Source organism: Spirochaetota bacterium (assembly GCA_040756435.1).
Classification (GTDB): domain Bacteria; phylum Spirochaetota; class UBA4802; order UBA4802; family UB4802; genus UBA4802.
Genome location: JBFLZD010000070.1, coordinates 1 through 15,211 on the forward strand (window position 1 = coordinate 1; position 15,211 = coordinate 15,211).

Consider the following 15,211-nt stretch of genomic DNA (forward strand, 5'->3'; position numbering starts at 1 on the left):
AATTATTCCTAAGTGTAGAAATATGAACAAAATATAAATAGTGTACACCCCCGCCGCCTTCGGCGGCGGGGGTGTACACTATATTCATTATGAAATTATTTTAAAGAATTATTACTGGACGAAAACAGTTTTTTAAAGGTGCTCATAAGAATTTAATGATAATATAATTTTCTAAAAAGACGAAATTAATAACTTTTATTAAAAAGTACAGTATAACACAGTTGTTTCAAAAAAGTATGAAATTCTTTTAAATTTTTTTACGATACATTCTACTTTCATTTAAGGAGTAAATGAGAAATGGCTAACCGTGAACATTGGGGATCAAAAATGGGATTTGTGCTTGCTGCAGCCGGTTCTGCAATTGGGCTGGGTAACGTGTGGAAATTTCCATATGTAACCGGATCTAATGGTGGTGCTGCTTTTGTGTTTATATACCTTATCTCAGTAGTTATTCTTGGACTGCCCATCATGATTGCAGAACTTGTCATTGGTCGCCATACGGAAAAAGACCCTGTAGGCGCATTTAAACAGATAGCAGGTGGCACAACCTGGGAATTTGTTGGCTATTTAGGCGTGCTCTCAGGTTTTTTTATCCTTTCCTTCTATAGTGTGGTGGGTGGATGGACTATTGGTTACATTGTTAAAGGTATAACCGGTTCAATAGCAGGATTGCATGATACAGCTCAGGCTTCTGAAATATTTAAACAGTATGTTGCCAATCCCTATTTATCAGTGTTATACCATGTTCTGTTTATGCTATCATGCATGTACATAGTCATAAAAGGCATAAAAAATGGCATTGAAAAATGGAGTAAGATATTGATGCCACTTTTATTTATTATTTTGATAGCGCTTATTGTCCGTGGCATAACAATGGAAGGGAGCCTGGAGGGTATAATCTTCTTTTTAAATCCTGATTTCTCAAAAATTACGTTAAATTCTGTTCTTTCAGCGTTGGGGCAATCATTCTTTAGTTTAAGTCTTGGTATGGGAGCAATGATAACCTATGGGAGCTATCTCTCAAGGGAAGATAAAATTCTGCATTCAGCACTGTGGATTGTTGTGTTAGATACTGCTGTTGCAATTTTAGCTGGCCTTGCCATTTTCCCGTCAGTATTTGCGATGTCGCTATCGCCCCAGGAAGGCCCAGGGCTCATTTTCCATGTCATACCAGCGGTTTTTGCACGCATGCCGTTAGGACAGTTTTTTGAAGTTTTGTTTTTTGTGTTGTTGTTTATAGCGGCACTGACATCAGGTATTTCACTATTGGAAGTTGTTGTGGCTTACATCACCGACGAAAAAGGATGGAGCCGTAAAAAGGCAGTTATCATTATGGGTAGTATAATCACTATACTTGGTATACCATCAGCGCTTTCATTTGGAACACTCAGTAGCTTTACTATATTAGGAAACACGTTCTTTGATTTTATGGATAAGCTTACATCAAATTATATGCTTCCCATAGGTGGATTCTTTATTGCAATTTGCCTTGGATGGAAATATGGCTTAGAGAATACTATCCATGAACTTGACCCGGATACACGGTTTATTTCACTCAAAGAATTGTGGGCATTCATGATCAAGTTTGTATCACCTTTTATATTATTTGTGGTATTTTTCATGCTCATAAAGGATGATATTGTTGCATTGCTACAAAAGATATTTTAGCTTTCATTTGAACATGATGTATAAGCATATCACCGTTGGTTAAAACAGGATGATATGCTTTTGTTTATTTATTATGAAAAAAGAAAAATTTTATTTGACTATTTTTGAAGGTTTTATTACTATTATTGGTGAAGCTACTCATTGAGTAGTTACCTTCCAAAGTAATCCGCTAATGATATTGACGGTTCCGAAAGGGATCGTCTTTTTTTATTAATGTGATATACAAATTTAATATTGACAAAATTCTCAAACTGGATTTATTTATAGGTGAGGGTTGCTACAATGGGCATGCAGGATATTATAATATTTACTAAAGATGAAGAAGAGCTTGTTGAAAGGTTAAAACAGGCTATCAAAGATAAGTATACGTCAGAATATACTTTGATAGAAAAACATAAAGAAGCATTGCGCAGTTTGGCCACATCAATATCGTTATACCCCTCGCTGCTTGATTCTCAGAGGCTGAATAATCAAAAGCGTACAATGGAAAGCTTGCTGGATACATTGTGCTCCAGGTCAATTCCTGATATGATATTGCATATACCCACAAAGGCAATTTTAGGACGAGCATTTACCATAGCAAAGATTAACTTTTTCATAATGTTGTGGTATATTGTAAGAGATAGAGATGAATATGCATCATTTCTTGATATATTGCTTACCTGTATTGCATCAAATGTTTTTATGCTTACTGCTGAGGAGGTGTATACATCCATCATAGAGGACGACACGCTTGCATTGAATATACGTCATAATGCAGCGTATTTGTTGGCACGAACCTGGGAGCATCGTCTTGATTATGGGGTTGCTGAGTTTGCCCCAATACTGCTTAATTTATGGAAAGCGCGTGAACGATTAATTCCTAACTTTGGTACTATGATGGGTTTTTCAGAATTGTGCATGCTTTCGGAACATACTTCGCCATTATGGCTTGATTTTTTACAGCGCGACACAATCAGCGAAGATGAGGTGTATGCGGTTGAGGAGTTTATATTTGATTTGAGTTTTGAAGAGATAGTTTATGTCAGGGATTATCTGGAAAAGCATAACAAAATCACTGTAAGCAGGGATGAGTTGCCATCAATTTTGCAGAAAACCCATATTCCCGAATATCAGGGACAGGACCCACGTGAATTATACCGGTCATTCAGGGACCGAAAGATTAACTCGCGCTTCAGAGCACGTTCAGGGCTACAGGGACCAAAAAAAACGCTTGAAGAATATTTGATGTGCTTTTTATTATCTTCTCGCAGTATGGTTGAATATTAGGAGTTGCCATGTTTGATATTTTTGAATCACATGAATATAGACCGCCAGTATTTGAAAATATGCAAATGGAGATCAGCGATATTGATAACGATATATCTTCTGATATTGACAATCTGCTGGCAAACAGGTTTGATTCATTGTACGTTAAAGATGTATATAAAAAACAACATATCGCTGTTGAAATTATTTATCCTCGCATTCAATACAATCATCATAAAGTGTTACTTAAATCACCTGATTATTTCAGGTTTTTACTGTCACTGTATCCTTTTGTCAGCGATCTGGAAAATATAGCCAAGATAGTTATCCGTCCCCGTCATGTAGTTCTGGGTAATGTGGAACTAATGGGATTGTATCTGCATAGAAAAAAAATTATGGTTATTTATCTCCACCAGCCACATTTCTATTCATTAAAAAAATCGCGCGTTGCACGGTTTGCTGAGTTTATCCCGCTGGCATATATGGTGCAGTCAAAAGTTATAAATCCACAAAATTCTGAAAACGATCCATATCTTATTCCGCCACTGTGGTACATGTTATCAGTCATTGAAGCCACTCCTACTGACAAAGTTGATAAGTTTTTATTACGGTGTGATACCACATCTAAACTGCAAGCAGCACTGGATGAAATATCTTTCTTTTATGGACGTCATGGATATTAATGTACATGATAGATTACCACGTACATACTTCCCTGTGCGACCATGCAACAGGAACACCACAGGAATATATTGAAAAAGCAATAGAAGCAGAACTATTTGAGATAGGTTTTTCTGACCATGCACCGTTGCCTGAGCATCTGAGGCAAAATATTACCATGGAACCAGAGGAAACTGAAGACTATGTCACAATGTTACAGGCGTTGAGTGATAAATATCCAGTAGCCGTAAAGATAGGTTTTGAAGTGGATTATCCGCTACACACGACTTTTGATACACGATATTTCAATGACAGTCGGTTAGATTACATCATTGGTTCATGCCATTTTATTGGTGATTGGCCATTTGACCATCCCGCATTTGTTGATGAATATACTAAACGGGATATCAACCAGGTATATCGTGATTATTATCGTATAGTGTATGATATGGTGGCATCAGGCATGTTTGATATTATTGGGCATTTTGACCTGGTGAAAAAGTTTGGTTACAGGGCAACTGCTGATTTGAGTGCAGAAATTGAACCAATATTACAATTAGCTGCACAGCAATCAACTGCAATTGAAATAAATACGTCAGGATGGCGAAAACCTGTTAAGGAGGTATATCCCTCGTTTGAAATTATACAGAAAATGTTTCAGTATAATGTTCCTGTAACATTGGGGTCGGATGCACATGTACCGGAAGAAGTGGCATATAATTTTTATGAAGCATTAAGCCTTATAAAACAGGCAGGGTACAGAAAAATAGCTGGTTATAGAAAAAGAAAGCAATATACAATAACATTATAAAAAGAAACATATATGATACGTCTGGTGAAAGACCCTCAACAAATTTTTAGAATCTATGGTTTATGTGGATTGCAGGCTGGTATTATTGGAAAAAATGCCAATTCAGTGGATTATTCCGATGGTGGAGTTGAAGTGCGGTTTAAAGAAAAGATGCTACTATACAAAGCAACAGGAATATTGCCGGAACACATTGTGATGCTAGATCAGGTTCATGGCAAAGAAATTATAGAAATACTAAAGCCCCCTCTTAAAAATGAACCATTTGTGGCACAGGCCGATGGATTTATTACTGCTGAGCATGGTGTATGCCTTGTTATACGAACAGCGGATTGTGTGCCAGTTATCCTGTATGATGACCAGAATGGAGTGATTTCGGCACTGCATTCGGGATGGCGTGGGTGTGCGCACAATATAACCGCAGAAGGTATTAAACTTTTAATACATAGAGGTGCAAAGCCTTCATCCCTGTATGTTTTGATTTTACCTTCAATTAGTCCAGCGGCATACGAAATTGGTCAGGATGTTGCGTCTCAGTTTGACGGCTATGTACTACAAAAAGAAGGTAAGTTGTATTTGGATATGTGGCAGCATATTAAGGACACTGCATTGCGATATGATATTCCAGAACAAAATATATTTAATTCAAATATATGCACGTTTCAGCTCAACACGGAATTCTTTTCATACCGTAAAGGGGATAATGGCAGAAATCTCAATTTTGTCTATTTAGCCTGAGTATATCAATTTTTTTAATTGCATAAATAGAAAATTTTTTCACTAATTATTCCTAAATGTGGAAAGGTGAATAAAATATAAAATAATGTACACCCCCGCCGAAGGCGGCAGGGGTGTACACTTTATTCATTATGTAATTTTTTAAGGAATTATTGCTGAAATTTTTTGCATTTTTTCTAACTTAAAAGATACTATAAATATTCATACTCTGGAGGAAAGTATGCAGCAACTTCAACTTTCAAAACTACTCAATACTCATGATCATGAGAAAACTCTTAAAGAAATTAAAACAATGTATACAAAATATTATTCTGGTTTTGAAACAATTGAATCATGCTTTTTCTTAATAAGGGACTTGTTTGAAGGAAAGTTCCCGGGGTATCAAAAGTGTAATACACAATATCACGATTTTCAACACACCGTTGATGCAACAGTTGCTGCAATACGAATACTTGATGGCTACAATAGTAAACGAAAAATCATGCAACAAAATATAGCGTATTCATTAATTTTAGCATCGCTGTTACATGATGTTGGCTATATACAGGAGGATTGGGATACAGAAGGCACAGGAGCAAAATATACAGCAGTACATGTGCAACGAAGTGTAGATTTTGTAAAAAGAAATCATGAAAAATTAGGTATAGATGATGAGTATATACCCCTTATGGCATTATGCATACAGTCAACTGGCTTATCAGCAAAGTTTGAGGCAATGGAATTTATTTCAAGGGAGCACAGAACGGCAGGAGCCATGATGGGAACAGCTGATTTATTAGGGCAGATGTCCGACAGAGAATATCTTGAGAAGCTATTATTTTTATACTATGAGTTCAAAGAGGCTGGTATCCCCGGATATACAACCGAGTTTGACATAATCAGGAAAACCATTGATTTTTATGTCATGACTGTCAAACGCATGAAAAGCACTCTGCTCAATGTCCAGCACTACTGCCTGTATCATTTTGATAAACGTTACGGTATACACAGCAATCTCTATATGGTGGCAATAAACCGCAATATCAGGTATATAAAAAAAATAATTGCCGATGAATCAACCAACTTCCGTCACAAATTAAAACGAGGCGACCAGTACCAGCTTCATATGCTATCACAAAAGACATTACCCCATTAATCTCACACAGTACTATTGCAGAAAAATGTTTGACAATAATAGTTTATCAGGTAATACTTTAACCTGTGTGCCTGATGTCATGAAACGTATAATTGTACTTACAATCGTGGAAGTATTTTATAAAAGCTTTTAAAGAAGTAGTAAAAACTCAAGTATGGGTGCCGGTATCAGGACATTACGTAGTCTTAAGGAACTGGAGCACAACTATATATGAAACGAATACTATCATTTTTCACAGGATTAAGCTTTGTTGTAATAATAGCTCAGGTGTGGGCATATGTTGCCATGGATATACAGAAATGGGAAATAGATAAGAAGGATGTTATTTCGTCTTATATCCATAAATCGCCGTATAAAACGTACACGCTCAACCAGTTAAAGGGTTATTCCAATAAATTGCTTAATTACATCCTTGCCATTGATGAAAATTATAAAGATAAGGTTGTTATCCTCAGGGTCACAAGTGACATTACCAGAGATTTTATGTTTATCAACAATAAATTATATGTTATTACTGATTATATGCAAAAATCCTCAGAGGACTATATTTCAGGAGCTATCGCCCAACTGGGGAAAAAATATGGTGTTCCACAGAAACAGAGTGAGGGTGCCACTACAACCTATACATTTACCCGGGATGAAACAAAAGTGATAGCCATTGGTGAAAATAAAGGTAAAAATTTCTCTCTGATAATTTATTATTATTATAAAAATTTATTTCGCAGCCTGATGCAGTAAAATCAGAAAGTATGAAAGGACGTCGTTTGTGCTCTTTTTTTTCTGAAAAATTTTATTAAATTCTTGACACATTGTGATAGAATTTGTTTATATCCAATTCATTAAATTCAGTAAGAAAATTATAACAATCATTATAGAGTAACGAGGGTGTAACATTGGCTAATATTAAATCAGCTGAAAAAAGGAACAGGCAAAGCGAAAAACGTAGACAGCGAAATTCGCAGGTAAAATCATCTATCAGAACTGCTGAAAAAAAAGTGCGAAAGCAGTTAGAAACTCAGTCCAAAGAAAATGTACCTGTACTGTTTAAGGAGTTTGTCAAGAAGATTGATACTGCAGCACGTAAGGGGATTGTACACTGGAAGACAGCTGCACGTAAAAAGTCCCGTTTGGCAAAGAAGGTTAATGCTGCATTATAATTGTGCAGGCAGGGGTATTTTTTGACCAAACATGAAATAATTACCCGGTTGCATCTTAAATATGATATTCCCCGTGATGTGGTGCAACAGATTGTTGACGGCTTTTTGGATGAAATTGTGGTATCGGTTCAGAAGGGGGAAAAGGTAACCATTAAAGGTTTTGGTGTTTTTTCAAGGGTTAAACAGGCAGAACGTAAAGTATATTCGCCAATAGCCCAGCGGGAAGTGACTATACCTTCACGCTATGTTATAGATTTTAAATCAAGCAAGCTCACCGATATTGAGCATTAACAAAGGGCGCTTAGCTCAGCTGGGAGAGCATCTGCCTTACAAGCAGAGGGTCAGAGGTTCAAATCCTCTAGCGCCCAAAGATAACGAGGGTATACTGTTGTATACCCTTATTTTGTAAGTATATGAAAAAGCTACTTGAATATCTTTCGCCAATTGACAAGGTTCTTCTTAGCTTTGTTCTATTAATTCTTGCCGGTGCCTGTATTTTATGCCTTCCAGTATGCACAACTGGCGGCATTTCATTTATTGATGCATTATTTACATCCACTTCGGCAGTGTGTGTTACCGGTCTTGTAGTCCTTGATACAGCAAAGGATTTTACCTTTGTTGGGCAGGTGGTCATTCTTTTGCTTATCCAGCTTGGTGGTCTTGGAATAATGACATTTTCGGTAGCACTGCTTTCACTGATGGGTGGAAGTGTTTCCATCAAATGGCGCTTCACGTTGCAAAATATGTATAGTGATGTGTCAAAACTTCCCATACGCAATATTCTGGGAAGAATTATTATTTATACGTTTACCATAGAAATAACAATTGCACTAATCCTGTTTACACAATTTATTAAACAATTTCCATTTAGCCAGGCTATATGGCATTCCATATTCCATTCTGTTTCTGCCTTCTGTAATGCAGGATTTTCTACATTCAGCAATAGTCTGATGGATTATAACGGCAACAGTGTTATTATTATAAGCATAGCAATAGCTATTATTACTGGCGGAATTGGTTTTTTAGCAATGAGTGAATTATTTAATACAAAAAGCTTACGATTACAACGGACATGGAAAACGTTAACCTTGCATACACGTATTGTGCTGACAACAACTGCAATATTAATTTTTGGCGGAATGTTTCTTTTTTATATTTTAGAATATAATGGCATTTTGCAAACTATGAGTTTCAAGGAAAAGCTATTGGCATCATTTTTTCAGTCGGTTACTGCACGTACTGCAGGTTTTAATACGGTGGATATAGGGGGTTTGCGTGAAGGCACATGCCTGCTATTAATATTCCTTATGTTTATTGGTGGGTCACCTGGCTCTATTGCTGGGGGTGTTAAGACAAGTACATTTGCAATTTTATGGCTGTTTCTAGTTTCCCGGTTAAAAGGATTACGGCAGATTACAGTATGGGAACGAGCACTGGCGTATGATAATGTGGAAAGAGCAGTTACGTTAATTGTTATTTCAGGGTTGTTTATTTTCTTTGCTACCTTTATACTTGTAGTACTACCAACATTGCCAACAGGTGAATTTTTACCGTCATTTTTTGAAGTAACATCAGCATTTGGCACGGTGGGGCTTTCAATGGGAATAACGCCAAAGACAGTTCCTATGGAAAGGATAATTTTATGTATCGTCATGTATACGGGAAGGTTAGGGCCGTTGACATTAATTTCAGCACTGACTATGCGTAAAAAAACCATTAATATCAAATATGCTGAAGATCATATAATGATTGGGTAAAGGTTGTGTATGAAAAAATATTTTGTTATTGGGTTGGGTAATTTTGGGTTTAACATTGCCCGAGCTCTTGAAGAAAATGGATGTGAAGTACTTGGCATGGATATTGATAGGGAGTTAGTCCAAAGAGCAAAGGATTTTATTAGCCATGCCATAATAGGGGATGCCTCGGATAGAGAGGTGCTTGAATCGCTTGCAATAAGTGATTTTGATGGTGCTGTTATTAGTATTGGGCAGGATATGGCAGCAAGCATTTTAATTGCACTGTATTTAAAGGAGATAGGCATGCAAAAGATTATTGTAAGAGCTATCTCCGAAGATCATGGAAAGATTTTATCATTGATTGGTGTTGATACAGTTGTGTTTCCTGAACGGGATATGGCAATACGGCTTGCCAGCAAATTGGCACTAAAAAATGCAATGGATTATCTTCCTCTTACCGAAGAATATGGAATCCTTGAAGTTGTGCCGCCCAAAAGCTTCATTAACAAGACACTTAAAGACCTGAAGATTAGTACCCGTTATGGATGCCAGGTTATTGGTCTGAAATATTATACAAACGGGAATTATAATGATGTTACAGAGAAAAATGCTCAGATTAAAATTGCCCCAACAGCTGATGATGTTGTAACTGAGCATTCTGTTATGGTTGTAATAGGCAAGTTAAGTGATATTGAACGCTTGCAGAATGCTGACTGATTATATTTCTATTTCCATGCCTTCACGTGCTATGTCAATGGTTAATTTTCCACGCCGAGAAGGATTCATGCCCAAATATAGTTTTGCATTAGATAAAACAGCATCTAATTTATTATCATTGTAGTCTGGTTCGTGGTGAAACAATATTAATCGCTTAATGTTGAACATTGCAGCGATATCAATTGCAATTGAAGCTGAAGAATGTCCCCAATCCACTTTATTAATTGATTCTTCAAAGGTATACTGTGTATCAAAAACACATACATCAGCATTTTCAAAAAATTCTTTATATGAATCAATTTTATCAATTTCATCTATATTAAATTCGCAATCACTGGTAAATACAAAAGACTTGCCATTTTCCTCAAATCTAAAGCCAAATGAACCTCCAGGATGACGCATACGTTTATTTTTAATTTTGACATCATTAATGTAAATTTCACCTTCTTTTTCAATTATGAAGAATTCTTTCTGGGCAAGCATATATTCAAGATTGATAGGGAAGTGTGTGAAAACCTGCTGATATTCAATACGTTCTTTGATATCATTGTATGGTGAATAGATATTAAAACGATTTCCTTTAATATAAAATGGAGCAAAAAAGGGGATTCCCTGTATGTGGTCCCAATGTGTGTGTGTAAGCAGGATAGTAGCAAATCCTTTGCCAATGCCAAAATCACCCTTTAAGAGTTCATTGCCAAGATGTTTTAAGCCAGTACCACAATCAATAATGATTAAATCATCAGAAGCAGTTCGTACTTCCAGTGTAGTTGTGTTACCTCCATATGTTCCAACAATTGACGTTGGAAGAGAATCTAAAAAAGTTTCAATTGATTCATCATTGGCAATATCTTTTGAGGTTGCTAATTGAAGTGCCTGTTTTATTTTATCTCGTATTGTAATAGAATTGAGTGTAGTGGGTATTGAGCCTCGTACTCCCCAAAATTTAACCTTCATACAGATGCCTCTTCAGTTTTGTCTTATGTATAGTATATAATATCGTGGGTTTTGGTAGAATCAAGAATAATTTTTGTGGTAAGGCTCTGACCCCAAAATACCCTATCTCTCCAATAACTCAGCGCACTCTGCATATTCTGCGTGTTCCATCAGTTTGTTTCACGCAGAAGCCGCAGAGATGGGGAGGGTGAGGCTCTGACCCCTTAACAATAATATCAACCCCTTCGAGGTTTCATGATGATGTTGTGAAGATAGTGATAGTATGCTCTGACCCCATTGTTTTAAATTTTTTTGCAAAAAAAATCGTAATTTTTTTCACATCTCTTTTAATTTTTTTCAATCTCATGCGTTTATATATATAGAACATAAATCATTTATATCTTTCGGAGGAATACTATGGCACGGAAATTGTGTGTACAGCTACCAGGGTTAACCTATCACATCACTTCCCGCTGCATAGAGTTGAAATCTATGTTGCAGGAAGACTATTTTAAGGCTTGCTTTGTAGAAATACTAAACAAAGCAAAAGCTAAGTATCACTTTAAGCTCATTGCCTTCTGTATTATGGATAACCATATACACGTAGTCATTCATACAGTAGATGATGGTGCACCTATATCCCGTATTGTACAGTATATTAAGGCACGGTTTGCTGAAGTTTATAATAAAATGACTGGTAGAACGGGGCCATTCTGGAATGAGCGGTATAAGGATAGCATTATACAGTTTGCAAAAGATGGATTTCACTATTTGTTGTGGTTGTTGTGGTATTTAGCGTATAATCCGGTACGGAAAAACCTATGCTCTGATTCCACTACATACCACTACAGCAGCATAAAAGCATATTTACAGGAGGATGCCGATATAGGAGTGCCAATAGACCATCATGATTACTTTGTACATTTAGGGGAAACCTTTGCCAAGAGGGTGACTGTGTTCATGAAGTATGAGGAATATTATAAAAAGAAGTATTCCATGATACTTCAGTGGGTTTGAAAAAAGGGTCAGAGCCTTACAAAGTTACACAACAGTATGCAGTAACTTTAGCTCAACACCAGCTTTTTCAAACATAGCTAAAACATAATCAATGTGTTCGTCAGTGTGGGTGGCCATGACACTTAAACGTATAAGCTGCTGACCTTGTGGTGTTGCTGGAAAGATTATTGGATTTGAATAGACACCATAATCAAAAAGCTTTTTCCATACTGTAAAAGTCATGAAATCATCACCAATAAGTACTGGTATTATTGGAGTTTCAACAGGCAATACTGAAAACCCCAGTTCAGAAAGACCTTTTCGTAGCCGATGTGCATTATAATGAAGTTTTTGTATTCGTTCAGGCTCTTTTTGGATTATCTCAAGTGATTTTAATGCTGCTGCTGCATTTGAAGCTGGCATACTTGCATTGAAAATAATTGCTGGTGCATGGTGCTTAATATAATTGATTACACGTTCGCTTGATGCTAAAAAGCCGCCAGAAGAAGCCAAACTTTTAGAAAAAGTACCCATAATAATATCAGTTTGGTCAGTTAAGTTAAAGTGACTTGCAGTACCCCTGCCGCCAATGCCAATCACTCCTGATGCATGAGCATCATCTACCATAATGCGAGCATTATATTTATGAGCTATCGCCACAATTTGTGGAAGTGGAGCAATGTGCCCATTCATACTGAACACGCCATCAACAACTATAAGTTTACCTGCATCTTGAGGCAAGGTTGAAATTTTATGTTCAAGGTCATCCATATCATTATGATTGAACTTTATCAGGATACTATCGCCACATAATCCTTTTGCAATTAATGTACCTTGTATTATGCTTGCGTGATTTTCAGCATCAGAAATGATATAGTCACCCTTTTTTATTAAGGGTACGATAGCACCCTGATTGGTCTGGTAGCCTGTGGAAAAAATACAGGCGGCTTCTTTGCCAACAAACTGCGCCAGAGCTTCTTCCAATTTAAAATGAATATCAAGTGATCCATTTATAAGACGAGAACCGGAACAACCTGTGCCATATTTATTTATAGCGTCAATGGCAGCCTTTTTAACTCTTGGATCATGGGTAAGCCCTAAATAGTTGTTGGAACCAGCCATAATCATACGTTTATTGTTCATATACACTACAGGGCCTTCAGTTTTGGTTATTGGATGATAGTAAGGATACAATCCAACCGATTTAACTTCTTCAACACGGGTAAATGAATAGCATTTATCAAAAAGATCCATATCAAGCCTCCGTTTTTTATTTCTATTAAAAAAAATATAGTGAAGAAAAGTGGTAAATCTACTTCATAAAAAATACTAATTTTAAAATAAAAAGTCAATAATTTAATATAAAATGATATATAAAAATAGATTAATATAATTATTTGTAATGATATAAAAATAAGAGTGAACAATCACTCATAAATGATTAAGTACTCACTCATTTATAATCTTTGATGATGAAAGGCCAAAAATGGTTGCTAAATAAAAGCAAATCCCCATGGAGGGTCAGAGCATAGATACATTTTAAATAGCAAAACTGTGATAAGTGTAGAATATGAATTGTTGTGAATAGGGGAATAGGGTAAGAGCCATAAAAAAATAATTGCAATAATTTTAGTGTATACCTTTTAAACTAATAGGTTTGCATAAGAGGAGGTAGAAAAATGACCCAAAGAATAACAAAGAAAATTATCAAAATATCTTTAGTAATTATTTTAATTGCTATTGTGCTGATAGGGGTAGCTGTAGTACTTTTATATAGTGATCCAGTGTTACGTTTTATGCTAGTTATGAATGAGATTGTGCCAGCAGTGGGTGTTACATCGCAAGAAGTAATTCTTCCTCTCGATGAAGGAAGACAAACTAAAATGACAATATACCAGCCAATTTTCAGGAGTGAAGATAAATATTATTTTTGTGTTCACGGAATGACTCCTCAGGGCTATAGACATCCCTCATTGGTTAAATTAGCTAAAGCACTTGCACTTGCAACCGGTAGAAAAGTTATGGTTCCTAACCTCTATGGAAGCGAAACTGATAGAGATGTAATAGATGCAACAAAAGAGATTAAAAAAATGTATCTTTCTGTTAAAAAACTTTACCCCGGTAAATATAATGGATTTGGAGCATGCATATCAGCAACAATGTTAGTTGCAGCGCTTAATGATATTCCTGGTGAATGGTATCCAGATAAAATATTTATGTATGGCCCATTTTTAAATGGTGAAATGCTCATGCACTTTTATAATACCAGTGGCATGGAGGTTGACTTTATAGTAAAACTGGCAAATGCCATGCGACATCGAAATCTAACTGAAGAAGAAAAAAAGTTGGTAGGTAAAGCCATAGCTTCCACAAAACCAGGAGTTACCGATAGAAACCAGGTAAAACAAATTTTAGGCATTGATTTGTATACCAAAGTGGATTCGTTAAAAGTTGAAAATCCTGAATTCAAGCAATTAAATGAGATGACACTGTTTAAAAATAAGCCTTTGCCAGCATGCAGGTATTATATTTTGCACTCACGTGCTGATAACATTATTCCTTTCAGTATGGGTTTAAGTATGCATAAGTATCTTTTACAATTGGGATTGGATAGTAAATTTGTGGCAACAGGAGCCTTTCAGCATACTCAGAAAGGAAAGTCATTCGCAACACTCAAAACGGAGTTTAAAGAGATATATGCTTTTTTTTATGATCTTTTTAAAGAATGATAGGGCGATAGTAACTGGGAATATAAGATTTTTAAATCATTTAATGCCAATCGTGAAAGTTATAGTACAACAGTGATGAAGTAGAAAAGTTTAATTATTTTAATATTAAGTATTATCGTACCCATCAAATTAACCACATCTTTACAATAAAATAAAAATATAGCAATAGAGAAAGTACAGTAGCTAATATACTGATATACTTTTAGCAATGTAAAAGTATATTCATGTTACTTATTAGGCTAGTTACTTTAGTTGTGACTGCTATTGGGTGGCCAGTTTCACCAATTCTGGGGGTGGTCCCCAGTAAAATTGACAACATGGTATCCCATTTTCTAAATAAAACGAAAATGTATAGCCACTAAAGCGATAGTTATCGGTATTTTCTTCACTGTCTAAGGCTGCAAGATAATCATAAAGATAATTCTCAACACAATAGGCTATAATCTTAGCCAGTGACATCTTACAGACTTTGCGCACATCCATCACAAACTCATACTCATTCTCATACAAATACAGATGCACCCGCTTCCAGGCTTGATATCGCTTTCTATACTGCAACCGTTTATAGCTTTTCACCGGGATATGTTTATACGAAAGCACATAGTTTATGAAATTTATAATGAAAGTATGAAGCGGTAATTTGTACACAGCGGCATATGATTGAAAAAGTTCTAAGTGTTCAT

Annotated in this window: 16 protein-coding genes and 1 tRNA gene; 14 read left to right on the plus strand and 3 right to left on the minus strand. The window is 36.0% G+C overall.

What is annotated here, in order from left to right:
- Positions 1-297 precede the first annotated feature (297 nt).
- The 12 genes from AB1444_14695 (at position 298) to AB1444_14750 (ending at position 9,867) form a co-directional block, all read left to right on the plus strand.
- Positions 298-1,668 (plus strand): sodium-dependent transporter, encoded by a 1,371-nt coding sequence (locus AB1444_14695; GenBank protein MEW6527902.1) that lies wholly within the window; start codon positions 298-300, stop codon positions 1,666-1,668.
- A 282-nt stretch (positions 1,669-1,950) separates the two neighbouring features.
- The gene (locus AB1444_14700; GenBank protein ID MEW6527903.1) at positions 1,951-2,937 is read left to right on the plus strand and encodes a hypothetical protein; all 987 of its coding nucleotides are present in this window, start codon (positions 1,951-1,953) and stop codon (positions 2,935-2,937) included.
- An 8-nt stretch (positions 2,938-2,945) separates the two neighbouring features.
- Positions 2,946-3,599 (plus strand): hypothetical protein, encoded by a 654-nt coding sequence (locus AB1444_14705; protein MEW6527904.1) that lies wholly within the window; start codon positions 2,946-2,948, stop codon positions 3,597-3,599.
- Positions 3,600-3,604: 5 nt separating this feature from the next.
- Positions 3,605-4,387: a histidinol-phosphatase HisJ family protein gene (locus AB1444_14710; GenBank protein MEW6527905.1), complete on the plus strand. Its 783-nt coding sequence runs from the start codon at positions 3,605-3,607 to the stop codon at positions 4,385-4,387.
- A gap of 12 nt (positions 4,388-4,399) precedes the next feature.
- Entirely contained in the window at positions 4,400-5,122 is a 723-nt protein-coding gene (locus tag AB1444_14715) for a polyphenol oxidase family protein (protein ID MEW6527906.1), read from the plus strand.
- Positions 5,123-5,342: 220 nt separating this feature from the next.
- Complete coding sequence (locus tag AB1444_14720) at positions 5,343-6,257, plus strand: hypothetical protein (protein ID MEW6527907.1); 915 nt, start codon at positions 5,343-5,345, stop codon at positions 6,255-6,257.
- Positions 6,258-6,467: 210 nt separating this feature from the next.
- Complete coding sequence (locus tag AB1444_14725) at positions 6,468-6,995, plus strand: hypothetical protein (protein MEW6527908.1); 528 nt, start codon at positions 6,468-6,470, stop codon at positions 6,993-6,995.
- Between the two features lie 155 nt (positions 6,996-7,150).
- Positions 7,151-7,414 carry a 30S ribosomal protein S20 gene (rpsT, locus tag AB1444_14730; GenBank protein ID MEW6527909.1) on the plus strand — a complete coding sequence of 88 codons (264 nt, stop codon included), beginning with the start codon at positions 7,151-7,153 and terminating at the stop codon, positions 7,412-7,414.
- Between the two features lie 21 nt (positions 7,415-7,435).
- Positions 7,436-7,705 carry an HU family DNA-binding protein gene (locus AB1444_14735; protein MEW6527910.1) on the plus strand — a complete coding sequence of 90 codons (270 nt, stop codon included), beginning with the start codon at positions 7,436-7,438 and terminating at the stop codon, positions 7,703-7,705.
- A gap of 4 nt (positions 7,706-7,709) precedes the next feature.
- Positions 7,710-7,782, plus strand: a tRNA-Val gene (locus AB1444_14740).
- 45 nt (positions 7,783-7,827) lie between these two features.
- Positions 7,828-9,171, plus strand: a complete 1,344-nt coding sequence (locus AB1444_14745) for a TrkH family potassium uptake protein (GenBank protein MEW6527911.1) — start codon at positions 7,828-7,830, stop codon at positions 9,169-9,171.
- 9 nt (positions 9,172-9,180) lie between these two features.
- Complete coding sequence (locus AB1444_14750; protein ID MEW6527912.1) at positions 9,181-9,867, plus strand: TrkA family potassium uptake protein; 687 nt, start codon at positions 9,181-9,183, stop codon at positions 9,865-9,867.
- On the opposite strand, the gene AB1444_14755 is transcribed toward AB1444_14750, so the two are convergent.
- Positions 9,868-10,824: an MBL fold metallo-hydrolase gene (locus AB1444_14755; GenBank protein ID MEW6527913.1), complete on the minus strand. Its 957-nt coding sequence runs from the start codon at positions 10,822-10,824 to the stop codon at positions 9,868-9,870.
- A gap of 396 nt (positions 10,825-11,220) precedes the next feature.
- On the opposite strand from AB1444_14755, the gene AB1444_14760 reads away from it, so the two are divergent.
- A complete protein-coding gene (locus AB1444_14760) occupies positions 11,221-11,820 on the plus strand; it encodes a transposase (GenBank protein MEW6527914.1) in 600 nt (199 codons plus the stop codon).
- Between the two features lie 24 nt (positions 11,821-11,844).
- Here the strand turns inward: AB1444_14760 and AB1444_14765 are convergent, their stop codons facing one another.
- The gene (locus tag AB1444_14765; GenBank protein ID MEW6527915.1) at positions 11,845-13,053 is read right to left on the minus strand and encodes an aminotransferase class I/II-fold pyridoxal phosphate-dependent enzyme; all 1,209 of its coding nucleotides are present in this window, start codon (positions 13,051-13,053) and stop codon (positions 11,845-11,847) included.
- Positions 13,054-13,478: 425 nt separating this feature from the next.
- On the opposite strand from AB1444_14765, the gene AB1444_14770 reads away from it, so the two are divergent.
- Complete coding sequence (locus AB1444_14770; protein ID MEW6527916.1) at positions 13,479-14,528, plus strand: hypothetical protein; 1,050 nt, start codon at positions 13,479-13,481, stop codon at positions 14,526-14,528.
- Between the two features lie 261 nt (positions 14,529-14,789).
- On the opposite strand, the gene AB1444_14775 is transcribed toward AB1444_14770, so the two are convergent.
- Positions 14,790-15,211 (minus strand): hypothetical protein (locus AB1444_14775; GenBank protein MEW6527917.1); only part of this gene is annotated, 422 nt, incomplete at its 5' end.

Bases quoted from the DNA above. Each gene is read 5' to 3' on its own strand.
- AB1444_14695 (MEW6527902.1), top strand. From the start codon at position 298: ATGGCTAACCGTGAACATTGGGGATCAAAAATGGGATTTGTGCTTGCT.
- AB1444_14700 (MEW6527903.1), top strand. From the start codon at position 1,951: ATGGGCATGCAGGATATTATAATATTTACTAAAGATGAAGAAGAGCTT.
- AB1444_14705 (MEW6527904.1), top strand. From the start codon at position 2,946: ATGTTTGATATTTTTGAATCACATGAATATAGACCGCCAGTATTTGAA.
- AB1444_14710 (MEW6527905.1), top strand. From the start codon at position 3,605: ATGATAGATTACCACGTACATACTTCCCTGTGCGACCATGCAACAGGA.
- AB1444_14715 (MEW6527906.1), top strand. From the start codon at position 4,400: ATGATACGTCTGGTGAAAGACCCTCAACAAATTTTTAGAATCTATGGT.
- AB1444_14720 (MEW6527907.1), top strand. From the start codon at position 5,343: ATGCAGCAACTTCAACTTTCAAAACTACTCAATACTCATGATCATGAG.
- AB1444_14725 (MEW6527908.1), top strand. From the start codon at position 6,468: ATGAAACGAATACTATCATTTTTCACAGGATTAAGCTTTGTTGTAATA.
- AB1444_14745 (MEW6527911.1), top strand. From the start codon at position 7,828: ATGAAAAAGCTACTTGAATATCTTTCGCCAATTGACAAGGTTCTTCTT.
- AB1444_14750 (MEW6527912.1), top strand. From the start codon at position 9,181: ATGAAAAAATATTTTGTTATTGGGTTGGGTAATTTTGGGTTTAACATT.
- AB1444_14755 (MEW6527913.1), bottom strand. From the start codon at position 10,824: ATGAAGGTTAAATTTTGGGGAGTACGAGGCTCAATACCCACTACACTC.
- AB1444_14760 (MEW6527914.1), top strand. From the start codon at position 11,221: ATGGCACGGAAATTGTGTGTACAGCTACCAGGGTTAACCTATCACATC.
- AB1444_14765 (MEW6527915.1), bottom strand. From the start codon at position 13,053: ATGGATCTTTTTGATAAATGCTATTCATTTACCCGTGTTGAAGAAGTT.
- AB1444_14770 (MEW6527916.1), top strand. From the start codon at position 13,479: ATGACCCAAAGAATAACAAAGAAAATTATCAAAATATCTTTAGTAATT.